The 23613-nt window shown below is 63.3% G+C and carries 20 protein-coding genes; 9 read left to right on the top strand and 11 right to left on the bottom strand.

From position 1 onward, the window contains the following. On the bottom strand, positions 1-424 hold a 424-nt coding region (locus GXY33_06495), incomplete at its 3' end, for an RNA polymerase sigma-54 factor (GenBank protein NLX04774.1). Between the two features lie 266 nt (positions 425-690). Here GXY33_06495 and GXY33_06500 point away from each other — a divergent pair. The 4 genes from GXY33_06500 (at position 691) to GXY33_06515 (ending at position 5833) form a co-directional block, all read left to right on the top strand. Continuing rightward, complete coding sequence (locus GXY33_06500) at positions 691-1446, top strand: hypothetical protein (protein ID NLX04775.1); 756 nt, start codon at positions 691-693, stop codon at positions 1444-1446. Between the two features lie 57 nt (positions 1447-1503). After that, positions 1504-3501, top strand: a complete 1998-nt coding sequence (locus tag GXY33_06505) for a beta-galactosidase (GenBank protein NLX04776.1) — start codon at positions 1504-1506, stop codon at positions 3499-3501. A gap of 6 nt (positions 3502-3507) precedes the next feature. Further along, entirely contained in the window at positions 3508-4749 is a 1242-nt protein-coding gene (locus GXY33_06510) for a dipeptidase (protein ID NLX04777.1), read from the top strand. A gap of 184 nt (positions 4750-4933) precedes the next feature. After that, the gene (locus GXY33_06515) at positions 4934-5833 is read left to right on the top strand and encodes a hypothetical protein (GenBank protein NLX04778.1); all 900 of its coding nucleotides are present in this window, start codon (positions 4934-4936) and stop codon (positions 5831-5833) included. 98 nt (positions 5834-5931) lie between these two features. Here GXY33_06515 and GXY33_06520 read toward each other — a convergent pair whose 3' ends face one another. The 5 genes from GXY33_06520 to GXY33_06540 all read right to left on the bottom strand — a co-directional run bounded on the left by GXY33_06520 (position 5932) and on the right by GXY33_06540 (position 12520). Continuing rightward, entirely contained in the window at positions 5932-7101 is a 1170-nt protein-coding gene (locus GXY33_06520; GenBank protein ID NLX04779.1) for an OFA family MFS transporter, read from the bottom strand. Positions 7102-7134: 33 nt separating this feature from the next. After that, positions 7135-7800, bottom strand: a complete 666-nt coding sequence (locus tag GXY33_06525; GenBank protein ID NLX04780.1) for an RraA family protein — start codon at positions 7798-7800, stop codon at positions 7135-7137. A 36-nt stretch (positions 7801-7836) separates the two neighbouring features. Then, a complete protein-coding gene (locus GXY33_06530) occupies positions 7837-8943 on the bottom strand; it encodes an exo-alpha-sialidase (GenBank protein ID NLX04781.1) in 1107 nt (368 codons plus the stop codon). A 145-nt stretch (positions 8944-9088) separates the two neighbouring features. Further along, the gene (locus tag GXY33_06535; GenBank protein ID NLX04782.1) at positions 9089-10135 is read right to left on the bottom strand and encodes a PEP-CTERM sorting domain-containing protein; all 1047 of its coding nucleotides are present in this window, start codon (positions 10133-10135) and stop codon (positions 9089-9091) included. A gap of 561 nt (positions 10136-10696) precedes the next feature. Beyond that, on the bottom strand, positions 10697-12520 hold the full coding sequence (locus GXY33_06540; protein ID NLX04783.1) for a sodium:solute symporter family protein: 1824 nt from the start codon (positions 12518-12520) through the stop codon (positions 10697-10699). A 261-nt stretch (positions 12521-12781) separates the two neighbouring features. Between GXY33_06540 and GXY33_06545 the strand changes: the two genes are divergently transcribed. Together GXY33_06545 and GXY33_06550 are read left to right on the top strand one after the other, a co-directional pair. After that, on the top strand, positions 12782-13540 hold the full coding sequence (locus GXY33_06545; GenBank protein NLX04784.1) for a hypothetical protein: 759 nt from the start codon (positions 12782-12784) through the stop codon (positions 13538-13540). Further along, the gene (locus tag GXY33_06550) at positions 13512-14888 is read left to right on the top strand and encodes a GGDEF domain-containing protein (protein ID NLX04785.1); all 1377 of its coding nucleotides are present in this window, start codon (positions 13512-13514) and stop codon (positions 14886-14888) included. The genes GXY33_06545 and GXY33_06550 overlap by 29 nt, the downstream gene beginning before the upstream one ends. Before the next feature lie 42 nt (positions 14889-14930). Here the strand turns inward: GXY33_06550 and GXY33_06555 are convergent, their stop codons facing one another. The 3 genes from GXY33_06555 to GXY33_06565 all read right to left on the bottom strand — a co-directional run bounded on the left by GXY33_06555 (position 14931) and on the right by GXY33_06565 (position 18574). Then, positions 14931-16148 carry an ATP-binding protein gene (locus GXY33_06555; protein NLX04786.1) on the bottom strand — a complete coding sequence of 406 codons (1218 nt, stop codon included), beginning with the start codon at positions 16146-16148 and terminating at the stop codon, positions 14931-14933. Positions 16149-16231: 83 nt separating this feature from the next. Further along, positions 16232-17734 carry a hypothetical protein gene (locus tag GXY33_06560; protein ID NLX04787.1) on the bottom strand — a complete coding sequence of 501 codons (1503 nt, stop codon included), beginning with the start codon at positions 17732-17734 and terminating at the stop codon, positions 16232-16234. Positions 17735-17770: 36 nt separating this feature from the next. Beyond that, on the bottom strand, positions 17771-18574 hold the full coding sequence (locus GXY33_06565; protein ID NLX04788.1) for a sugar phosphate isomerase/epimerase: 804 nt from the start codon (positions 18572-18574) through the stop codon (positions 17771-17773). Positions 18575-18793: 219 nt separating this feature from the next. Between GXY33_06565 and GXY33_06570 the strand changes: the two genes are divergently transcribed. From GXY33_06570 to GXY33_06580, 3 genes are all read left to right on the top strand, one after another. Then, positions 18794-19657 (top strand): fumarate hydratase, encoded by an 864-nt coding sequence (locus GXY33_06570; protein ID NLX04789.1) that lies wholly within the window; start codon positions 18794-18796, stop codon positions 19655-19657. Positions 19658-19944: 287 nt separating this feature from the next. Next, a complete protein-coding gene (locus GXY33_06575; GenBank protein NLX04790.1) occupies positions 19945-20694 on the top strand; it encodes an rRNA pseudouridine synthase in 750 nt (249 codons plus the stop codon). Positions 20695-20772: 78 nt separating this feature from the next. After that, a complete protein-coding gene (locus GXY33_06580; GenBank protein NLX04791.1) occupies positions 20773-21372 on the top strand; it encodes a response regulator in 600 nt (199 codons plus the stop codon). Positions 21373-21458: 86 nt separating this feature from the next. Here GXY33_06580 and GXY33_06585 read toward each other — a convergent pair whose 3' ends face one another. Together GXY33_06585 and GXY33_06590 are read right to left on the bottom strand one after the other, a co-directional pair. Continuing rightward, the gene (locus tag GXY33_06585) at positions 21459-22655 is read right to left on the bottom strand and encodes a Glu/Leu/Phe/Val dehydrogenase (protein NLX04792.1); all 1197 of its coding nucleotides are present in this window, start codon (positions 22653-22655) and stop codon (positions 21459-21461) included. Between the two features lie 148 nt (positions 22656-22803). Continuing rightward, a complete protein-coding gene (locus GXY33_06590; GenBank protein NLX04793.1) occupies positions 22804-23424 on the bottom strand; it encodes a hypothetical protein in 621 nt (206 codons plus the stop codon). Between the last annotated feature and the right edge of the window lie 189 nt (positions 23425-23613).

A 23613-nucleotide genomic window follows, 5' to 3' on the forward strand; every position in this document is an offset into this window, starting at 1 on the left:
GCGTGGTCAGGTGATCGTTCAGCGACACCTCGCGGGCCGCTGTATTGCTCAGAGCCTGAAGCTTGGGGTCCTCGTCGTCAAAGTGCGTCCGCCGCGGGCCGTAATCCGAATACTCCGACGGGTCGAATTCCGAGTCCATGCTCTCGAGCCGCTCGAAATCATCGCGGTTCGAGTTGTCGTCCTGAACGATCAGCTCGCGCTCCGCCTCCGCCACCGCCGGTTCCGGCTCCGCAGCCGCAGGCTCGGCCTCGCCGTCATTGCCCGGCTCGCGAAGCTCCAGCACCGGGTTCTTCTCCATCTCCTGATCGACCCGCTCCTCCAACGCCGCCAGCGGAAGCTGCAAAATCTCCATCGACTGGATCATCCGAGGAGCCAGCTTCAGCTTCTGTTCGAGCCTCAGTTGTTGTAACGCATCGAGTCTCATGGCGTCTGCTACTCACCATCGGGCAGTTGCCACTGCCGGTTGATTTCATTATACCGTCCGGGCCGCCCGATGCCACCCTGACCGGTATTGATCCGCGACAACCGCCGAAGTCCTTGGTGGGCCGCGGGATAGGCCGCCTCTAGACGTTTCCTTGCCACCATTATTCTAGCCCTCGGGCCAAAAGACAAAGGCAACGGTTTTCCCGCTGGTATGCCGTCAAGCCCCTCTGTACAATGCAGCATTGCGTTTTGGCAGGAGTTCGCTGGATGGCCTCGAACGTCAAAATACTGGCCCACCGCGGCGTCAGCGGCCTGTACCCGGAAAACAGCCGCATCGCCATGGAAAAATCGGTCGAATTGGCCGTCGATGGCATCGAGACCGACCTTCGGATCACTTCCGACGGTCAGATCGTCCTGATGCACGATGCCGCCCTCGACCGCACCACCGACGGGACCGGGGCCGTGATCGACCACACCCTAGACCAGTTGCGCCAGCGGCGGCTGAAAGGGCCCGCCGCGGCCGGCGCCGACTGCTATCCGGACCAGACCGTCATGACGCTCGACGAGCTGTTTGACCTGCTCAAATCCACCAGTCTGCACCTTCGGCTGGAGGTCAAGGAAATCGGCTTCGAATCGCTGCTGGTCGACAGGATCAAGCAGGCCGGCCTGGTCGAGCGGACGATGGTCTCCTCCTTCATCCCGACCGTGCCGCTGGCCGTCAAAACCGTCGACCGCACCATCCGCACCGCGCTGCTGACCAGCCGCTTCGATCCGGCCGTCTTCGAACAGATCCTTCCCCACGTCGACGGCGTCGATCTCGGCGTCAACGACGCACTGACCGCCGACGTCGTCCGGCGCGTCCGCGACCACGGCCTGGCCGTCAGCTTCTGGACCATCGACCGGGTCGAGGACTTCCGCCGGGCACTCCAGTTCGAGCCGGACTACATCATGAGCAACATCCCGCAGCGGATGCTCAAGGAACTGGGCCGGCAGGTGCCCCAGTGGGCCGACTCCGCCGCGTAATCGTCATTCCATCGTCAAACGTATTAAAGCAAAGTCTTGTTCCAATAAAGGTCACCCATGAAAACAAGCGAATTCCCCTGGCGGCAGATCCACCTCGACTTCCACACCTCTCCGCACGCGCCCGACGTCGGAGCCGACTTCGACCCCGATGAGTTCGTCCGCACCCTCAAGGACGCCCGCGTCAATTCAATCACCTGCTTCTCCCGCTGCCACCACGGCATGATCTACCACGAAACCCAGTTTCCCGCCAAACACCCGAACCTCAAACGCAACCTCCTGCCCGAGCAGATCGAAGCCTGCCACCGCGCCGGAATCCGCGCCCCGATTTACATCACCGTCGGCCTCGACATGTACCAGTGGGAGCATGATCCGGGCATCGCCCAGATCTCCCGCGACGGCAAGACCATCGCCGGCGCCGGAACCCTCCAGCCGGGATGGGTGATCCTGTGCTTCAACAGCCGCTACATCGACTACGTCGTCGAGCAGACCCGCGAGGTCCTCCAGAAATTCGACACCGACGGCCTCTTCTTCGATATCATCCACCATAGTTGCTGCTGCCCGCGATGCGTCGACCTGATGCGCAAGGAAGGCATCGATCCCAACGATGATCGCCAGTGGCATCGCTTCAACCACGAAACCATTCGCCGATTCAAGGAGCGGATGAACCGCGTCATCCGCGACCTCAACAAGGACTGCACCATCTTCTACAACTCCGGCCACATCGACTGGATGAGCCGCGAAACCCGGCACCTCGACACCCACCTCGAACTCGAATCCCTGCCCAGCGGCGGATGGGGGTACGACCACTTCCCCATCACCGGACGCTACGGCCGGAAGGCCGACATGCCCTGGATGATGATGACCGGACGATTCCACACCACCTGGGGCGATTTCGGCAGCTACAAAAACCAGGCCGCCCTCGACTACGAATGCCTCCGCTCCGTCACCCTCGGCGGCGGATGCAGCGTCGGCGACCAGCTCCATCCGCGCGGCCGCCTCGAACCCGCCACCTACGACCTCATCGGCGAAAGCTACCGCCAGGTCGAAGCCCTCGAACCGCTCGTCCGTTCCATGACTCCGGTCGCCGAAATGGCGATCCTCTTCTCCAACTCCGTCAAGGGCCTCGACGACGATTACCAGAAGGCCGTCGCAAACAGGCTGCAGCCCTCCGACCGCGGGGCCTACCGCATGCTCCTTGAAGAGCACCTGTTCTTCGACTTCCTCGATCCGGCGATGGACCTCGACCCCTACAAGCTCATCGTCCTGCCCGACGACACCGTCCTCGACGACGCCTACGCCGCCAAGCTGAAGGCCTACCTCAACGCCGGCGGCTCGATCATCTGCTCGCATCGCTCCGGCCTCCATTGGCAGAGCGGCCAGTTCGCCCTCCCGCTGCCGCTGAAGGTCGTCGAAACCAACCCGCCGTCGCCCGAATTCATCCACGCCCGCGGCCAACTGCTCGCCGGAGTCCCCGACGCCCCGATCGTGATGTACGAAACCGGCCTCGCCGTCGCCGCCACCGGCAAGGTCGAGACCCTCGCCGAGGTTCACAGACCCTACTTCCGCCGCGAAGCCGGACGCTTCTGCAGCCATCAGCACTGGCCCGCCGAAGGCCCCGCCGGACGTCCCGCCGCCGTTCGGGCCGAATCGATCATCTACTTCTCCCATCCGATCTTCAGCGCCTACGGCAACTACACCGTCAAGCACTACCGCCAGATGGTCGCCAACGCCATCAATCTGCTGATGCCCAACCGCCTGCTCCGGTCAAACCTGCCCTCGACCGCCCACGTCGATCTGCTCCAGAATGACAAGTCCATGCTCCTGAGCGTGATGCACTACGTGCCGGAAAACCGCAATGCCAAGGTGCCCACCGTCGAGGAGCCGCTGCCCCTGATCGACGCGAACATCGAGCTCCAGACGCCCTCGCAGGTCAAGGACGTGGCCGTCCTGCTGGACGGAAAACCCGAAGGCCTCCGATGGTCGGCTGGTCCCAAATCGGTCCGGATCGACTTCAGCAAAATGACCGGCCCGCTGTTCCTGGAACTCAAATTCTGACAGGAGGTGGCGACGCCCGTGCTCGAACAGATGGAAACGGCTCGACAGGCGGCCTTGGCTGTCCTTAAGCCGTCGTCAAAAGACCTCGACCACGGCCTGCAACTGCACGCCGACGCGGTCGTCTGCGACGCCTACGGCTTCGGTCCCTCAGCCGCGGTCGACGGCGACGAGTTGCGCCGCATGCACGAAGCCGGTGCGTCCGATGAGGAGCTTAAGGATGCCGTCGAACGCATGCACGCCACCCGCGTTGCGACCGATCCGCTTGAGCGGCGGGATTACGAAGCCGCGTGGCGGGCCTCCGGCGTCACCTGCCTGGTCCGCAACTCAGCCGAAGAGGACCGGCCCATCGACGACATGGTCAAACGCCTCGCCTACCAGACCTTCGTGACCGACCGCATGGGCCATCTCGTCCGCAAGGCGATCCGCCCAGCCGATGTCGAAGCCGCCAAACGCGACGGCCGCGGCGTCATCATGATGGCCGCCAACAACGTCCCGATCCCGCAACGCTGGGCCTCCGTCCACGATGAACTCGGCCACGTCCGCATCTTCTACATGCTCGGCGTCCGGACCATGCACCTGACCTACAATCGCCGCAACCCGATCGGCGACGGCTGCGGCGAACCCGCTGACGCCGGACTCAGCGACTTCGGCCACGCCGTCGTCGCCGAGATGAACCGCGTCGGCGTCCTGGTCGACGTCGCCCATGCCGGTCAGCGGACCAGCCTCGAAGCCGCCCGGGCCTCATCCGTCCCCATGGCCGCCAGCCACACCGTCTGCCGCGGCCTCCGCGACCATGTCCGCGGCAAGACGGACGAAGTGATCCGCGCCATCGCCGACACCGGCGGCTACGTCGGCATTTGCGGCATCCCCGCCTTCCTCGGCCGCTCCGGCGATATCGCCGCGCTGCTCGACCACGTCGACTACGCCGCTAGGCTCGTCGGCCCCGACCACGTCGCCATCGGAACCGACCGCGGAATCCACGCCACCCGGAATGAACAGGAGATGGCCAAACTCCCGCCGCGCCGCCGGACCCGCCGCCACTGGCGGTCCCTCTGGCCGCCAGACGATCCCCTCTTCGACCCGGCCTGGAACCGTTCCGAACAGACCGCAAGCCTCCTTTGGACCAATTGGCCCCTCCTCACCGTCGGCCTCGTCCAACGCGGTTACCGCGACGAAGATATCCGCAAAATCATCGGGCTCAATGTCCTCCGCGTCGCCCGAGCCGTCTTCCGTGAACGAACCGTCTGACTTGCACCGGCGACAGCCCATTCATCAAGGTTATATATACTCAGCCCCTTTTACGCCCGTCGGCTTCCAGACGCCGAGGCGGATTTGCACAAGCAATCCACAACCGCGATTCGACGTGGGTATAATTTCACGCGGCATCGGCAAGGTCGCCGATACGGAGAACGGAACAATCAGGAGATTTCTCGTGTCGAAATTCCCCAGAACCATCGTCGGCGGTGTTTCCCTTCCGCGGTTGATCTGCGGCAGCAACTGGCTCTTCGGCTTCTCCCACACCAGCCAGGCCAAGGACAAACTCATCAAGCAGCTCTTCGACAGTCCGTCCAAATGCGCCGACGTGATCGAAGTCTTTGCCCGCCACGGCTGTAACGCTTTCATGTCCATGCCCAGCGACTTCGCCGCCCAGGCCATCGACGAGGCCCAGCAGCGGACCGGCGTCAAGGTCATCTGGGTCGCCACGCCCTCCTACCCGCAGGACATGCCCTGGGGCCACATCGACTCCTGGAAGGCCTCCGTCGAATACTCCAAAAAAGTCGGCGCCACCTTCTGCTTCCCGCACCAGTGCATCACCGACGTCCGGCTCAACCGGATCTGGCGATGCTTCGACGACGGCCTGGTCGAGCACATCAAGGTCGTTCGCGAATTCGGCCTGATCCCCGGCCTCAGCTCCCACGCCCCCGAAGCCGTCACCTGCGCCGACAACGGCGGACACGACGTCGAATCCTACATCCAGCCCTACAACGCCGCCGGCTTCCTCTGCCAGGTCGAAACCGACTGGGTCGCCGACATCATCCGCAACGCCAAGAAACCCGTGATGACCATCAAGCCCCTCGCCGCCGGACGGCTCCTGCCGCCCACCGGACTCGCCTTCGTCTGGAACACCATCCGCGATTGCGACATGGTGACCATCGGCACCATGAGCACCTACGAAGCCGAAGAGGACATCGAACTGAGCATGGCCTTCCTCGAAAAACGCCATGCCGACGTCCAGCTCCAGTTCACCCGCAGCAAAAAGGCCCTCTTCCGCGAAGAGCAGCCGCACAGCCCAGCCCCCGTGAGCGAACCGAAAACCTCATCCTCCAACTGACAAACGAACTCCAACCCAAGCGGCGGATAGAAAGGCCCGTCGGAACCCCGTTCCGGCGGGCCGCGTTCTTTCCACCCGCCGGCCATCCTTCGCGTCTGCTATCGCTGGCGTCGGTCCGCCGGCCTCGTCAACCATACATAACCGCCCAAACCCATCAGCGCCGTCGCCAATGCCGCCGCCAGTCCCGGATAGTAACTGCCCGTCTCGTCCACCAGCCAACCGCCTACCACCGGCCCGACCTCAGCCGCCAGACCGTGCGCGACCATCACCATCGCGTACACCGTCCCCAAAACCGCTGGCCCGTACACCTGGGCCACCTGCGCCGGATACAACGCGAAACTGCTGCCGTAGCACAAGCCGACTGCCAACGCCGCCGCCAGAAACCCCCATCGCCCCCCGCCCAGCGCCATCAGCGCCGCCACCGAAACCGCGATCAGACCCAGCGACGCCGCCACCGAAACCCGTCCGCCCAGCCGATCGTTCGCCAATCCCCACAGAACCCGACCCGCCGCGTTGCCGATCGCCAGCACGCTGATCGCGGCGACCGCCGCCCACTCGCCCGCCCCGAACCACACGCCCATCGGCCCCAGATCCCCGATAATCATCAATCCCGGCAGCGTCCCGCAGAACATCCCCACAAACACCGCCCAAAACCGCCGATCGCCCAACGCGTCACGCCGCCGAAATGCCCTCACCGCTGATCCGCCCGATCCTGCCGGCACGAACAGCAGCATACCCGCCGCGATCACCACCAGACCGTACACCAACCCCACCAGCCCGAACACCGACCGCACCGGCCACTCCGCCGCCATCAGCCACTTGGCTAGATTCGCCAGAACCACCGCGCCGCCGCCGTAACCCGCCACCGCCAGCCCGCACACCAGCCCCTTGTGCTCCGGAAACCACTTCACACCCGTCGCGATCGGACAGACGTACCCGCACCCGATCCCCAGTCCCACCAGTAGCCCAAACCCAACCATCAGCCCCCCAAACCCGTCGCCCGCCGCCCACAGCACCAGATACCCGCTTCCCAAAAACAACCCGCTCGCCAGCGAAAGCGCCCGCGGCCCGAACCGGTCCTGCAGTCGTCCCGTCACGATCAGCGACGCCGTAAACACCAGAAACGCCGTCCCGAAAACCGCCTGCGTCTGCGCCGCGCTGTAGCCGAAACTCGCCCGCAGCGGCCCGGCAAATGCGCTCCACGCATAAATCCCGCCCAGGCACGCCTGCATCACCACCGCCGCCGCCAGCACCTCGTACCTTCTCATATTCGGATGCGTCACAAACTCGCTCATCCTCGCCTACGGCATCTCGCCGACCCGCTCGACCGCTTCTTTGGAACTGCACCCTGCCTCGATCAGCTTGTGCACCGGCACCTCCCACTCCCGGATCGCCTCCGCCTTCGCCAGCACCGCGTCCAGATCCGACGCCCCGATCGCCACCACCCCGTCATTGTCGCCCAATACGATATCGCCGGTCCGAATCTCCACCCGTCCCACCGTCACCGGCTCGCCCGCGCCCACCGCCTCGACCTTCCCGCCCGTAAAACCGGGACTGATGGTCCGCGAAAACACGACAAACCCCATCTCCGCCAACTCCGCCGTGTCCCGCACCGCCCCGTCGATCAGCGCCCCGACGAACCCGTTGCCCAGACCCATCCGCGCCGCGCCGTCGCCGAAAATCCCCTGGTGGTGATGCTTCGGGTCCACCGCGATCGTCATGATCGGACAGCACCATTCGCGGCCCATCTCAAACGCCTGGTGATACCCCGCCAGGTCCGCCCTCGAAACGTCCGGCTGCGAGATGATCCGGACCGTCACCGCCGTTCCCGCCATCTTCGTCATCGCCGCCACCGGCCGGATCGCCGGACCCGCCACCCGCTCCGCAAGCCCCAGCCGGTCCATCGCATCCGCCACCAGCGCCGTCGACAACCGCAACAGCGCCTCGCGCTTCTCCTGCGTCAACATTGCCGTTTCTCCTGCCGACCCGTCGCCCGCCGAACGCTACCGCATCCGAAACCGCATGCTGCGTACCCCCCGAAACGCCGGCTCGATGCTCCAGTACGTCACCAGCAGCGTTTCCGCGTCCACCAGCGTCAGCGACGGCTCGCCGAAACAGAAATCCTTCCACTGATCGTGCTGAGGATTGCCGCCCGACTGCGTCGCCCGCGGCGCCTCAAAGATCATCTGCTGCGACTGGATGCCGAAATCCTCTTCCGTCGGGCTGACCACCGCCAGCGAAATGCCCACCCGATCGTCCCGCACCACACAGCCGAACAGCGCCCGCCCGTCCGGCAGGGGGGTCAGCACCGTCGTATGCCCCTTCGTCCCCGTCGAACGCGTCGGCGTCCACGTCAACCCGCCGTCGTGCGAAAGGGCGTACCCGTTCGGGTAATTCTTCCGATCCACCATGTTCATGTGCCAACTCGTCCCCAGCAGCCGCCCGTCCGCCAACTCGACCACCCACGCCTCCGCCGCGCCAGAACCCGCCTCAGCGAACCGCAGCATGCTCGCATGGTGCCAGCTCTCCCCGCCGTCGGCGCTCCGCACCACGATCACCTGCTCCCGATCCACCTTCAGATTCGGATCGAACGTGTTATATGGGGCGTAAGGTCCCAGCATCACGCCGCTGCGCGTCACGCACATCGCGCCCGGCGCCTCAGCCGACCCGGCCTCCGGCATCGGAATCGCCGCCGGACGCCGCCAGCTCCGTCCTCCGTCCACCGACTCGCTCCACACCAGATCGTTCTGCTTGAGCCCCTGCGTCTCCTCGCACCAGACCGACTCGCCCGGCGCATCGATCGGAGTCCGCATGCCCCACAAGAGCAGCCGACCGTCCGGCGCCGCACTGATCGAGCAGACCAACTGGCACGTGTCCGCCAGATCCGGCCACACCGCTTCCGGCGCCGTCCACGTCCGTCCGCCGTCCCTCGACCGCGACAAAGCCACCACGCCCTCATTGGCTTCGAGGCTCGCCCGCAGCACGAACGAACAAACCAGCTCTCCCTCAGCCGTCTTCACGCACCGCGATGTCACCGCCACCTGATACGGCGACCCCGCCTCGCACCGGTACACCGCGCCGCGATCGATCTCCACAAACGCCTCGCTCATGAATGGGCCTCCAAACGCCGGTTCATCCGCTGTAACACCGGCCGACAATGTTCCGGCATCGCCGGCTCCAAGTCAACGCCCGGCGCAGAAAAAAGCCCCCGGTTTTGAGGCCGAGGGCTTTGATGATGCTTCCAGTCTTTCTGTCTTAACGGACCCGATGGATCAGAACCAGCAGCCCAATCCCCAGCAGAGCCACCGTCGCCGGCTCCGGAAGCGCCTCCAGCGCATCAATCTCCTCGGTGTCCACGCCAAAGATCGATCGCACGTTGTTGGCGGTGTTCCACGTGTGGTCGCCCATCTCGAGGAACGTCGCCGCGGCGTCGCCATATTCGTACACCCAAATCTCTCCGCCGTCAAAGCTGACGCCGCCGGAACTGACCGCTTTGATGCTGAAGATGATCTTGTCGCCCGCGCTGAAGAGCCCGTCGCATGGCCCCTCGTCGCCATTGCTGACGTCCCAGATCATGATCCCGTCGATATCGACAAGACTCGAATCGATATTCGCCAGGGTCTCATCATCCTTGATGATCTTCGACGCCAGAACGCTGGTCATGACGTAGGGACTGCTGGCATCCGCGTCCTCATCGTAGTAATACGCAGCCACCTTGCCGTCATCCGTCAGATCGCCCTGAACCGAGAAGATGTTCGAGTCCGCCTTGTCGTCCGGCCCCCACACCTCAAGCGCATCCACGTCATCGGGTGGAGCGGCGTTGTTGATCAGACTCGCCAGAGCCCATGTGCCGGCTGTGCTGTCGTAGGTGCTGGGACGATGGTAGTAAATGTTCGGGTTGTTCGCGAAAGAAACCAGGAGCGACACCCGGTCTTCAACCAGGTCATTGAAGTACAGATCGCGGCTGTTCGCCAACCCGTCCACCTCATACTGGAAAGCACCCTCAACGGGACCGCCGGGACCGGGAATAACGTCCTTCGGCACGCTGTAGTCGAACGTGTCCCACACCGTCCCATCGATCTTCCATCCGATGGTCTGACCCGGATCGGAATTGCCCGCGGCGTCCTCATCGACGTCGTTGGAGTACTCCTTCCCGCTCACCTCACTGGGGCCGACCAACTCGTACCCCTCCCACGTCTCACCTGGATCAAGAGGGGATTGATGAAATACCGCCGCCCACGCCGGCGCGCCTACCAGAATCAGCGCGCACACCAACACCGCTCCAATCAGTCTGGGATTCATGAGTAGTTTTCCTCCATCTCCAACTCCACCACCAATCCGCCATCTTGAGAGAGTTCGAGTGAAATGGCCCCGTGCCATTCCGGCGAATTTGCATTCAGATTAGCATCTCCGCACGACAAGCCAAGAGTAAAATATAAATATAATTTATTTTGTTAATAGGAGCTTTCTTCTCAAAATCATTCTTAAGTGCCATCGCCGGCAACTTGACCTACATCAAGCGGACAAAGCCGTCCGATAACCGATATGGGTTTTTGGTAAACCTTCTGAAAATCCCTGTTTATAGGAGACCGACGATGAAGAAAGCGGCAGTCCTGAGCCTCGCCGCGGTGGCGGTGGTGATGTGTGGCGGCTGTACCGGCTCCGGCATCCTGAGCCTCCTGTTCAGTTTTCTCGGCGGTGGATGCGGCTAGAAAAAACCGCGACGATGCTTCGGGGCGAGCCAAGGAGGGCCGAATTCTTCCGGTTCCCAGGCGTATGGAAATATGCCTTTGTGAATCGAAGTCCTGCCTCAAGTTATTCGGGGAGCCGGTGGGCGAATAAGCTCAGCGGCTCCCGTTACTTTTACCCCTTCCGCTCTGCCGGAAAGCATCGGGCCAGATGCTGCGCGTCCGGCGCCCTGGTCAGCAGACTGACCACCACCGCCACCAGCACCGACAGCGGCAACGCCACCACCAGCGGATCCACCTCCGGCCAGTTCGGATAGTCCGCCAGGATGCTCGGCCTGTCCGTGAACCAGTAAACCACACCCAGTGAACTCGCCTCTTTGGCCTTCACCAACAGCAGCCAGAACGACGTCACCGCGAACCCCGTCACCATCGACGCGATCACCCCAGCCCGCGTCATCCGCTTGAAGAACAACCCGCCGACGTATCCCGGCAGAAACGCCGACGCGCACAACCCAAAGAAAATCGCCGTCGCCCGCGCGATGATGTACGTCCCTTCGGGCTTGTAGCTGATCACCACCGCGATGATGATCCCGATCATGATTCCTATCCGCGTGATGTGCATGCTCCGGTTGGCCGCCGCGCCGGCCTTCGCCGGCCAGAGCTGCTCGAACACGTCGCGGCCGATCGCCGTGCCCAACGCGTGGAACTGGCTCGACAGCGTGCTCATCGCCGCCGCCAGAAGCGTCAGCAAAAACACCAACCCGAACCACTTCGGCATCGCCTGCGTAATGTACGTCGGAATGATCTTGTCACCGCTGCCGCCCGCGTAGACCATCGCGATCGACCGGACCCGCGCGACCTCAAGCGCCCCGCCGTCGGACCCCGCAGCGTTCTCGACATACGGGCCATCCTGGACCAGAATCCCCGGAAACGGCTTGCCGTCCTCCACCGCATACCACCGCCCGTCTTCTTGCTGCCGTAACGGCTTGACCAGCACATAGCCGCGGTCCGCGTCGATTATCTCCGTCACCTGCCCGTGCAGAACCTCGCCATACCGTGCAAACCACACGTTCGACAGGCTGCCCACCACGTACGCCGTGCCCGGAATCAGCAGAATGAAAATGCCGCCCACCAGCACCGCCCGGTTGAGCTGCTTGAGACTCCGGACCGTCATGAACCGCACCACCAACTGCGGCTGGGCCAGCACCCCGATCCCAACGCCCAGAATGATCGTCGAAACCATGATCCACCACAAATCATACCCCTTGGCCCCAAAGCCGAACTTCGGAAACGCCGTCCACCCCTCGTGCCCCATCGCCTGGAACGGCGCCGGCACCAGCCCGCTCATCTCGCTCAGATTCCGGTGACCCTCAGCGATCCCGCCCACCCAGTAGTAGGTGTACACCAGCAGCACGACCATCCCGACCGTCATGATCGAGCCCTGCAAAGCGTCCGTGTACATCACTCCTTTGAGCCCGCCGACCACCACGTACGCCGCCATGATCAAGCTGAACACCAGCAACGCCACCGTGTAGTCGATGCCGAACTGGGCCTCGATGAACTGGCAGCCGCCAATCAACACCGCCGCCGCGTACAACGGGACGAACAGGAAGATCACCAGGCCCGCAAACACCTGAATGAACTTGCTCTGATACCGCCGCCCCAACAACTCCGGAAACGTATGGGCGTCCAGATGATGCCCCAGCCGGCGCGTCGGCTCGCCCAAAAACACGAACGCAATGAATATCCCCACGAAGATGTTCAAAAACACCAGCCAGAGGATGCTCATCCCGAACAAACCCGCCACTCCCCCGAATCCCACAATCGCGCTGGTCGAAATGAACGTCGCCCCGTAGCTCATCGCCATCACGAACGGGTTGATCGACCGACCCGCAATCAGGTAATCGGCCGCCGTCTTCGTCCGTCGATATCCCAGCCACCCCAGATACGCCACCACCACCAGATAAAAAAGCACCAACAGAAGCTCTGGAAGACTCACTTCTTGCGCCAACACCCTTGCGGCTCCTTGATGTGTTGATGATTGGACTGCCGAAACCCGTTGGCCGCCATTGTACTCCACGATTCCTCACCACGGAACTGAATTTCACTCATTCTTCACGCCCTGAACCCCAACTGACCAATCGAGCCCGATCGACGGACGCCACAGCGAAAAACCAACGTCGACCATCGCAGTGACTTTTGAAAAAACTCACCATCTCCGCTATACTACGTGCTGTCAGTTCATGGAATGGCAGGGCTGGTGGTGAATGTAGCTGATATAACATCACTAATGGACGGGGTTGTCTGGGTCGGAGCGGTCGAAAACGACCCATTTTACCGAACCGTGCAGACCGAATGCGCTCCAGTTTGTTGCGAAACGCTGGTCGAAGCCCTTGCCCACTTTCTCGCCGACGGCCGCGCCTGGGCGGTCGTGATCAACGTCCAAGCCTCGGGCCAAAAGCCCCTCGAGAAGTTTTGGCGATGCCTCGACTCGGTGGTCCATCTGCGCGGCTGCGTCCTCTACTGCCTGCCCAAACTCGGCTTCTCGCGGCAGTTCAGCACCTCAGCCGTCCAGACCCTCTGGGCCCAGACCCCACAGCAGTTGAGACAGCACCTGGCCGATCTGGCCCCGGACAAACCCGTAGCCGCCGAAGATGCCCAACCCGAGCCTGCCGCCGAGGCGGCAGCCGAACAACCAGTGATCGAAGAGCCCGTGGAACCGGCGAATGGGCCGCCGGCGACGCCGGAACCGGCTGCGGAAGAGGAAGACGTCGCGATCCCTCCCGCCGACGCCAAACCGCTCTGGCCCGGCGAACCGCCAGCCGACCGCAAGCACGCCGTCGCGGATGACGAGGATCTAGCCGATCCAAAGCTACAAACGCCGCCCGCCGACGAGCCAGGCAACCAAATCGGTTCCGACAAACACGCACTGGGTGGTGCGGTCTTGAGCGAAGATGAACTGCGGGCGCTGTTGGGCGCGGAGTTTGACAGTGGTGCAAAACGTAAAAACAAATCCTAGCGGAACCGACCGACAACAGGCCGGCGAACTCAAACGCTTGCTGATGGTGGGCGCGGATCGCCCATCAGCCGAGCAGGTCGAACTGGCCGTGCCCCGCGCCGAAGTCGTCCAGGAAGCCGACTACATGGACGGCCTGCTCCGCGCCGGCAAAGAGGAATTTCAAGCCGTCCTGCTGCGCGTCGCCTCCTCCGACCGCCAGGCCCCCTCCGTCCTGCGGGCCTATCGCAAGGTCGGGCCCCACCGGCTGACCGTCCTCGCCGTCGAAATGTGGGATGAGCCGCTCGCCCGCCAACTGGTGGCCGAAGGCCTCGCCGACCAGTACGTGCTCCTGCCCATCAGCCGCTCCGAACTGCTCGCCGCCGTCGCTCCCGTGCGGCAATTCGTGCCCGGCCCCAACGAAACAACGATGGCCGTCTCGCCGCTCGCTGCCCGTCGCGAAGAACTCGCCTTCCACGAGGGCCTCGACTGGAGCCAGAAGTTCGCCCGCGAAACCGCTGAACTGCTCCACACCGCCCATCAGGGTCCCGGACCGCTGCTCGAGCGAATCTGCTGGTCAGGCATTTTCCTTTTCGGCGCCGAAGCGGTAAAGGTCGTAGCCGAGGGCCGCGAGGCGGCAGCCGGCGAAGCGCCAAGCGATTTCAATTTCCACAGCCCGCTTCTCGAAGACGGCTGCGACGCCGGCGGCCTGGACATGCGCCTGGCGGATCCCGACAAGATCGACGAAACCCAGATCGGTTCCTGGCTCCGCCTCCTGCCCGGACTGATCCGCCTGGCCGGCGCCCAGGTTCAACTGCGGGAACTGGCCAACACCGACCCGGTCACCGGCCTGGCCAACCGCCGCCACATGATGGCCGTCCTCGGCGACCTGATCGCCAAAGCCCGCGATCAGCGATTCCGAATCACCCTGGTCATCTTCGACTTCGACGACTTCAAACACTACAACGACCGCTACGGCCACCCAGCCGGCGATGAAATCCTCCGCGAAGCCGCCATCCTCATCCGAAAGTGCATCCGCCGACAGGACCTCGCCGCCCGATTCGGCGGCGATGAATTCGCCCTCGTCCTCTGGGATGCCCAGTCGCCCCGTTCGCCCGGCAGCGAACACCCCCGATCCGCCCTCGCCGTCATGGACCGCTTCTGCAAAATGCTCCACCGCCACCAGTTCCCCAAACTCGGAACCCAGGCCCAGGGCGCCCTGACCATCTCCGGCGGACTCGCCACCTTCCCCTGGGACGCCCGCTCCGCCGATGAACTCATCGAAAAGGCCGACCAGGCCCTCCTCGAAGCCAAACGCTCCGGAAAAAACCGTCTCTACCTCGTTGGCCAGGGCCCCGAACCCAATGACTGACTTCGGCACCTCGACAGGCAGTTGCAGACGGCGTGCGATGCGCTACAACTCACCAAAGGGAATTGCCATCGCGCCGGGTCCCAGTGGCAACGTCATCTCGCCGCAGTGCACCACGTACCCCTTGTCCGCCTTCTCGCCGTAATCGCTCGCGAAGGCGGCAATGCCGTCGGCCATGTGCGGCCTCGGCGTCGAGGATGACTTCACCTCGACGGGAACCAGTCTGCCCTCACTCTCAACCACGAAGTCCACCTCGCGCCCCGCCGTCGTCCGCCAGAAGTAGATACGGGCTTCATGCCCGCGGTGCAGATAGGCCTTGGTCAACTCCGACAGGACGGCCGTCTCCAACAGCGCGCCTCCCATCGCGCCTGTGGTTGCCTGCTCAGCCGACCGGATCCCGGCCAGATAGCAGAGCGTTCCCGTATCGGCAAAGTACAGCTTTGGCGTCTTGACCAGACGCTTGCCCACGTTGACGAAGTACGGACGCAGAAGCACAACCTGCATGCTCGCCTGGAGTACGGAAAGCCACGCCTTGACCGTGTTGACGGCCACACCCATATCGCCGGCCAACCCGGCCATGTTCAGCAGTTGGCCGCTGCGAACCGCCAACGCACGCAAGAAGCTCTGGAACTGCGTCAGGTCGCCCACCTGACGCACCGTCCGAACGTCACGCTCCAGATACGTCTGAATGTAGCTCCCATGCCACAAAGCGGCGTCCCGCTCCGGATGCCGCACCAGTTCAGGGTACGCGCCGCGGACAATGCCCGACCAGAGCTCCCGACGGCCAAGGCTCGTCTCGCCCTTCGGTGACGGCCGTTCCCACGGCAGCCCGGCTTGCGACTGGCCTGATATCTCGCGACGTGACAGCGGAAGAAGATGCAGAACCGCCGCGCGTCCAGCCAGCGACTCGGTAACCCCCTCCAGGAGCATCAGGTTTTGCGAGCCGGTCAGGACGTACTGCCCCGTCCGGTCGCGATCGGCATCGATGCGCTCCTTGATGTAAGGCAACAGCACCGGCGCATGCTGGACTTCGTCGAAAATCACCGGCGGCTCGTGCAGGGCCAGAAACCCGCGGGGGTCCGAGGCCGCCGCCGCGCGGACATCCGGCGCCTCCAATGACATGTACCGGTGACTGCTCCCCAGCAGATGCCGCAGCAGCGTCGTTTTGCCCGACTGGCGCGGCCCGGTCAGTACGACCGCGGGAAACTCCCGAACGGCCTGCTCAAGAACCGGCTCCAGCGTACGATGGATGTAATCTTGCATTGCCATGTTATGTTATTATGCAATTGAAATGCAAAATTACAAGAACAATCTCACAGGCATACTATAGATACAATCAATACTAATTACCGGCTGCTTTCCTCCGACGCAAACTCAAACCCATACAACTTGCACGCCCGAAGCCTCAAATGCAGCCGCACCGGTCGACCAACCAGCTCCGCCACCGATGACTTCTCACGCCAGCGAACCGCAGCCGCAATGTGATTGCGGTCCACATTGATACAATCCGCCAGCGAATACCCGGGAACAACGTGGTTGTTCTGGTCCCGGACCTCCACCCACACCTGGCCCACCGCTGAGCAATCGACGTTTAGCCGCAAATGCTCGCCCGAAAACCTCACCAGCGGCGTCGTGAATTCCGCCCCCTCATACGCGGCGTCCGCCGAAACAAATCCGTCAAGCCGCTGCACCAGCCGACCCATGCCTCCGGCGCGCAGCTTCATGCCCGGCTCGTAGGCCCCGTGCGTATGCGACGTGCCCGAGTAGTACATCCAGATCTCCGCACCTTTGCGGATCATGCCTAGACACATATAAAGCTGTCCGCCGTCCCACGAACCAGCCAGACCCAGTGGCACGTATGGCCGACGGTCCGGACGCGTAAAAAACCGTCCGTCCCGGCTCACCGCCAACTGCACGTCCAGCGGCCCGTCATTCTGAAACCGGCCGCGCTCGTCTCTGCCCTGAAGCGTCGTATCGCTCGTGTCGCCGTGCGGATAGTGCCGGTAGGGGGTGGTAAACGCAAAGTACGCATCGTCCGCCCACGGATACGGATGAACGCACGGCGTGTAGAGATCGACCTCCGGCGGATCGGTTTGGTCGGTCTCCACAGCCGTCAGGAAATGCTCCGCGGCACCCTCGCGCGTCTGCCCGAGCGGAATCCACGGAAGCGCCAGCGGATCGTCGATCTCAAGCCGCCCGACCGAACGCCCCCGACGGTGAGTCCGAAAGTACGCTGCGTACTTGTTGATCCGCGCATCGTGGAAGAAATGATTGTGCGTATCGTGGAAGTAGTCGCTGACCACCCCGAATCGCTTCCAGCGTATCCCATCCGGACTGGTGCACAGGTACAACTCCAATCGCCAGCCGCCCGCGCTGTCCGTATAGCCCGTCCGCGCCCCCTTCGACTCAGGCCACACCGCATTCTCGTGAATCACGCACAGCGCCTTGTACCGGTGCTCCGCCGGCCCGTTCGGATCCTTCATCACGCCGCCCACGCCGCCCGGCGTCAGAATGTTGTTCTCCCCGATCCCTTCCCACGAAAACAGATTGACGTTCTTCCGCCGCCACGTCACGCCGTCATCGCTCTCCGCGTAGCACAGGCCCCGGTCATGGTTGCCCGGAATATCCGCCATCGCGTCGTACCACAGCCGATACCGCCCGCCGTCCTCCATCACCGTCGAGTACGGACCGACCCAATGCGACTCCCACGGCATCTCCGGCAACAGCCCACGCTCGTGCTTGACCGGCGGATTGGCCGTCAGCCGCATGCCGTGCTGGCTCGCAAACCACCGCTCGTCCAGAAAAAGCTGCTTCCGATCGCCCACGTCGATAGGTTGACAGAAACTCACACGAATTCTCCTGACTTGATTTGATGCCGTCCGAAATCAACGGCCCGGCAACGCCTGACGCTCCGCCTCGATCATCTGACTCAACCGGCCGCCCGTCTCATGCACGGTCCGCAAAAACGCCGTCTCGTCCGCGATCCCCGAATCCTTCATCGTCACTTCCATGCTCACGCACTTGCCGTACGACGACCGCGCCACGATCCCAGCCAGCCGCGCCCAATCCACCGTTCCCGAAAACAGAGGATTGTGCTCGTCCCGCCCGCCCCGATTGTCGTGCAAATGCACCGAAATCAGCCGGTCCTTCCGCGACTCCAGCCAGTCCAGCCCGCCCGGCCGAAGATTCCCGTGCCCGCTGTCGTAACACAACCCGACAAACGACGGCTCATACCATTCCAGCACCCGCTCAACCGGCGCAAACTCGATGTTCTCCACCGCCACCCGAACCCCAAGCCGACGCGACACCGGCTCAAGAGCGTCCAGCGACCGACGCATCCCGTCCCACTCCGGCTCCGCCGGCAGGTGCATGATCACCACGTCACTGCCCAGTTGCGCTACCATCTCCATTCGATTGGCAACTAACTCCACGCCCGCGAGCCGCTCGTACTCCCGCCGCGAACCCCAGTCCTTCTCCGGACCCACCGGCCCGTGCAGATCCACCATCGCCAACCCCAGCTCGCCAAGCCACCGCCCGATCTGCTCGATCTCCCATCGGCAATAGACAAAGTCCGTGTTCCACTGATGGCACCAGTGCACACCCGAAAAACCCGCCTCCGCGATCCGCCGCAAATACGGCGACGGATCGCCGCGATCCTCAAGATAATCGGTCGTAATCGACAGCTTCATGTCTTCCAGCCCTCAACGCTCCCAATATCCATCCGCATCAACTCCAGTGTGGTACCGCTGCCCTGCACCGATGTCAACCTCGCTTTCGTCCGCAAGTGAAGCCGGAGCGTTATTTTCGTTGCAAACCACTCTCAACGGATATCAAATCGCACTCAACGAGGCGCGAAAGAGCCCGGGAATACAATTATGATTAATGGAAGCGGCACAGGAGTCCCCTGAATGCGGACAATCCAATATCAGCAAGTGGTCGAAGCTGTCAAACGTCTCTGCATCGAAGCCGCACACCGCCTCCCGCCCGACGTCCTGGCCGCCCTGCGACGATCCGCCCAAACCGAATCCAACCCGCAGGCCAGACACCTCCTCGAACTCACCCTCGAAAACGCCCAAATCGCCGAACGGCAAAACGTCCCGCTCTGCCAGGACACCGGCGTAACCGTCGTCTTCGTCGAGCAGGGCAGCCGCCTGACCGTTGAACCCCCAGCCGAAAACCCCGACGCCGGCCTCATCGACGCCATCAACCAAGGCGTCGCCGCCGGTTACGCCGACGGCTTCCTCCGAAAAAGCATGGTCGCCGACCCAGCCGGAAAACGCGTCAACACCGGCGACAACACGCCCGCCGTCGTCCATCACGCCTTTGTCCCAGGCGATCAGCTCAAGCTCTCCGTCATGCTCAAAGGCGGCGGCTGCGAAAACCGAAGCCGACTCGCCATGCTCACCCCCGCGCAAGGCGCCAAAGGCGTCGAAGCCTTCGTCGTCGATACCATCCGGCAGGCCGGAGCCGACGCCTGCCCGCCCTTCGTCGTCGGCGTCGGCATCGGCGGCAACTTCGAACTCGCCTGCCTGCTGGCCAAAAAAGCCCTGCTCCGCCCGATCGACAGCGCCCACCGTAATTCGTATTACGCCGACATGGAACGCCGCCTGCTCGCAGCCGCCAACCAGCTCAACATCGGCCCCCAGGGCATGGGCGGCGACACCACCGCCCTCGCCGTCCTGATCGAGACCCACCCCTGCCACATCGCCTCACTCCCCGTCGCCGTCAACATCGAATGCCACAGCCACCGCCACGGGACAGTGATCCTGTAATTCAGACGAAAGTACCGCTTTTCCGGAATTCGTGGAATTTCCGGCCCGGGCGTAGTAGCCCGAAAGTAGGGTGCGTCGTCCCGACGCACCAGCACATCGCGACGGCGGCAAAACCACCTTGCCCGCCAACGGATACTGCCCTGCACAGGCACCGGTGGACAGCCACCATGACCTTACCACACCCGACCCCCATCCTTTTCCGGAATTCATGGAATTTCCGCCCAGGGGGTAATAGAATGTTTAGAAAAGTGAAGTAGGGATACTGTCTCCCCGGCAAACGTGAGGCCATGGCAAGAGAGCGACTTCAAAAAACATCGAAAGAACGGCTCCAGAAGGTATTGGCGGCGGCGGGCTTCGGCTCGCGACGGGCGTGCGAAGAGATCATCCTGGCCGGCCGGGTCTCCGTCAACGGTCAGCCCGTCGACACGCTGCCCGTGCTGGTCGACCCGCAGACCGACAAGATCCAGGTCGACGGCATGCGGGTGCGGATTGAGCCGAAGGTCTACCTCCTGCTCAACAAGCCCAAGGGTGTGCTCTCGACCGCCAGCGATCCAGAGGGACGCAGGACAGTGGTCGACTTGGTCGCCGACGTCGGGGTCAGGGTCTTTCCCGTCGGCCGGCTGGACAAAGACTCCGAAGGTCTGGTCCTGATGACCAACGACGGCGAATTGACCAAACGCCTCACCCATCCACGCTACGAAGTCGAACGCGTCTACGTCGCCCACGTCAAGGGCGAGGTCGAAGGTTCGATCGTCGAGACGATGAGAAACGGCATCTGGCTCAGCGACGGCAGGGCCAGAGCCAAACGCATCCGCTTCATCAAAAAGAGCCGTCAGGAGTCGATTCTCGAGGTCGTCCTCACCCAGGGCATGAACCGCCAGGTCCGGCGCATGCTCGCCAAGCTGGGCCTGCCGGTAAAAAAGTTGGTCCGTGTCCGATACGGGTCGCTCGACCTGTCCGGCGCTAAACCCGGAAAATACAGGCATTTAACGAAAAAAGAGGTCGGCGGATTAAAAACGCTGGTAAAATCTGGATGATGGTTGCCATTTATCAAAATGTTGGATATACTTCTTAAAGAAACTTGAAAGTTACTGGGTATTGGGAAGGGCAGAATTATGAACCCACAACAGATCAAGATCGCGGTGATCAGTAACGACGAGGCCCAGGCGTCCACAGCGGCCGATGTTCTCTCGGGAAAGGGCTATCAGATCTCCCGGTATCAGAACCCCGACCAACTGGTCTCCGAGGTCGCGGGAAAGTCCGTCCACGTGGCCCTGGTCGATGAGAACCTGCCGGCCGACACCATGGACCTTGTGGGCCAACTGAAAGAAGCGGATCGCCAACTCAGCGTGATCCTGATGGGCTCGCAACTCTCGGTCGATACCGCCGTGCGAGGCATGCAGTTGGGCGTCTGCGACTACCTGGCCAAGCCCATCAACGGAGATCGTCTGCTCAAGGCGGTTGAGACCGCCCTCGGACGTCGCGGCATGTTCCTCACCTCGCCCGAAACCATCAACAAGATCATCGGCTCCCGACTCCGCGACATCCGGCGAGACTCCGACCTGACCACCCAGCAGTTGGCCGATCGCGTCGGCGTGACCCAGTCCCAGATCTCCCAGATCGAGACCGGCCGCAGCGCCGCCTCCGTGGTCACGCTCTACCGCATCTCGCACGCACTGGGAATGAACCTCTCCTCGCTGCTGGAAGGAATCTAGTCCGTCCGAGGTTCGACGCTTCCGCAAAAACAAAGGGTTCGGGCGCTCGCCCGAACCCTTTTTCGTCATCATGCAAACACCCGCCCCTACAGCCAGCCGCGATCGACCATCGTCGACGCCACCTCGCTGACCGCCTTGGCCTCCGCCGCCGTCCGCCACGAAATCCCATACTCGTCCGCCAGATCGCTCACCGCCTTAAACGAATCCCCGATGACGCTGTCGATCACCTGGTACGTCTCGCTCCGAGGCGTCAGCGATCCGCTCCGGGCCTTGCGCCACTCCACGTACGAGGCGATCACGCCGCCCGCGTTCGCCAGAATGTCCGGAACGATCAGCACCCCGTTCGCCTCCAGAATGTGCTCAGCCTCCGTCGTCGTCGGATCATTCGCCGCCTCGATGATGTACCGCGCCTTGACCTTCTCCGCGTTGCGGGCCGTAAACACCTCCGAACTGGCCGCCGGAATCATGATGTCCACCGGCAGCTCCAGAAGCTCGTCGCGAGGAATCGCCTGACCGATCGGGCAACTCTCCAGCAGCTCGCCGTTGCGGGCGAAGTGGTCCTTCAACTCCCCGATGTCCAAGCCCTTGGGATCGTACCGGGCCGCGCTGATGTCGCTGACCGCAACCACCTTGAACCCCAACTCATGCAGAAAACGAGCCGTCCACGAGCCGACGTTCCCGAACCCCTGGATCGCCACCGTCGTCTCCTTCGGCTTCAAGTCGCAGCGGCGGGCCAGAAGCTGTGTCACCGTCGAAACCCCGCGGCCCGTCGCCTCCTCGCGCCCGGGCAACCCGCCCACCCGCGGCGGCTTGCCCGTCACGCACTCCAGCAGGTGCGTTTCGCCGAAGATCGTCGCCATGTCCCGGCCGTCCGTCCCCATGTCCGGAGCCGGGATGTAATCGCCGCTCGATAGCTCGTGCCGGATCAGGTGGACGAATTCCTTGACCAGAATCGCCTTCTCCGGCCGGTCCAGCCCGTGCGGGTCCACCGCCACCCCCGATTTGCCCCCGCCGAACGGAATCCCCACCAGCGCCGTCTTCCAGACCATCAGTTCCGCCAGCTTCCGCACGTGCGCCATGTCCACCTCCGGATGAAACCGAATGCCCCCCTTGGCCGGACCCCGCACCGTCGAATAAAAACACACGTACGCGTTGGTCTGAACCAGCTTGTGGTCGCTCACCCGGATGTTGACCGCCAGGCTGATCTCCTTCTCGGGCTTCTCCAGCAGGGCCACCGCGGCTGCCGGCACGTTGACGAGCTTGCTGACTTTGGCCAGGTCCATTTCTGTTGCCTCCTTGAGCAGAACTTACGAAACGGTATTACATTGGCTAATATTAGTTAGAAAATAAACTAATCCACCGATCGCCTGTCAAGAGGAAATCCGCGATTTATTTCTCGGCGTCCGGAGGCTGGTAGGGGGGCAGGGCTCGTCAGGCGTTCTTCCGCCAGATCTGCGGGCCCAGTTGCTCGAAGGGAAAATCCGACGGCGCGAACTGTCGGACGCTCCGCTGGTCGATCGCCAGTAGCCCGCCCGTCCTCAGCGACCGGCAGAGGTTCTCGAAGATCGGCCGCGGCGACTCCGCCCGCACCAGAACGCACAGGCACACCACCGCGTCGGCAGGGGGGCTAAGCGCCTCGCGGGACAGGTCCAGCACCCGCGCCTCGACGTGCGGATACTGCCGGCCCACCGCCTCCACGACCCGACGGCTGATGTCGGTCACGATCAGGCTCGAACCTTCCGGCAGCACCGACCACAGTTCGCCCGGCTCGTATGACTGCAGCTCCGCGCCCGGCAGACGCCGGACCAGGCTGTCGAGATTCCGCAGGAACGCCCGCCACCGGTTGCCCGCCGCCGACAACCGCTCCCCTTCGCCCGGCGCCAGCCGAGACGCCAGCCACCGGCTCGTCGCCCCGGGACCCACCTCCAACACCCGCGGACCCGCCACGCCCAGCCTCCGCAGATGCTCGCCCAGCGCAGCGAACGTCCCCTCATGACGCTGCGGCCACGTCGTCGTCTTGACCCGCCGATCGCCCGAACTCCCGTCTCTCATGCCCGGCTACCATACGAAAAACCCCGAGCCCGCGAAAGCCAAAAGTCACCTCCACGAGGGACTGGACGGACGCGAACCGCACGTGTAGGGTGCGTCGTCCCGACGCACCAGCAGACCGTTCCATGCGAATGACTGTCCTGGCCATGTCTCCTGCGTCAACCCGCGCTCCGTAATCCACACGATCACAGC

The sequence above is a fragment of the Phycisphaerae bacterium genome, from assembly GCA_012729815.1.
In the GTDB taxonomy this organism is placed as follows: domain Bacteria; phylum Planctomycetota; class Phycisphaerae; order JAAYCJ01; family JAAYCJ01; genus JAAYCJ01.

Coding starts and splice junctions, on each gene's coding strand:
- GXY33_06500 (NLX04775.1), top strand. CDS start 691: ATGGCCTCGAACGTCAAAATACTGGCCCACCGCGGCGTCAGCGGCCTG.
- GXY33_06505 (NLX04776.1), top strand. CDS start 1,504: ATGAAAACAAGCGAATTCCCCTGGCGGCAGATCCACCTCGACTTCCAC.
- GXY33_06520 (NLX04779.1), bottom strand. CDS start 7,101: ATGAGAAGGTACGAGGTGCTGGCGGCGGCGGTGGTGATGCAGGCGTGC.
- GXY33_06525 (NLX04780.1), bottom strand. CDS start 7,800: ATGTTGACGCAGGAGAAGCGCGAGGCGCTGTTGCGGTTGTCGACGGCG.
- GXY33_06530 (NLX04781.1), bottom strand. CDS start 8,943: ATGAGCGAGGCGTTTGTGGAGATCGATCGCGGCGCGGTGTACCGGTGC.
- GXY33_06535 (NLX04782.1), bottom strand. CDS start 10,135: ATGAATCCCAGACTGATTGGAGCGGTGTTGGTGTGCGCGCTGATTCTG.
- GXY33_06555 (NLX04786.1), bottom strand. CDS start 16,148: ATGCAAGATTACATCCATCGTACGCTGGAGCCGGTTCTTGAGCAGGCC.
- GXY33_06565 (NLX04788.1), bottom strand. CDS start 18,574: ATGAAGCTGTCGATTACGACCGATTATCTTGAGGATCGCGGCGATCCG.
- GXY33_06570 (NLX04789.1), top strand. CDS start 18,794: ATGCGGACAATCCAATATCAGCAAGTGGTCGAAGCTGTCAAACGTCTC.
- GXY33_06575 (NLX04790.1), top strand. CDS start 19,945: ATGGCAAGAGAGCGACTTCAAAAAACATCGAAAGAACGGCTCCAGAAG.
- GXY33_06580 (NLX04791.1), top strand. CDS start 20,773: ATGAACCCACAACAGATCAAGATCGCGGTGATCAGTAACGACGAGGCC.
- GXY33_06585 (NLX04792.1), bottom strand. CDS start 22,655: ATGGACCTGGCCAAAGTCAGCAAGCTCGTCAACGTGCCGGCAGCCGCG.
- GXY33_06590 (NLX04793.1), bottom strand. CDS start 23,424: ATGAGAGACGGGAGTTCGGGCGATCGGCGGGTCAAGACGACGACGTGG.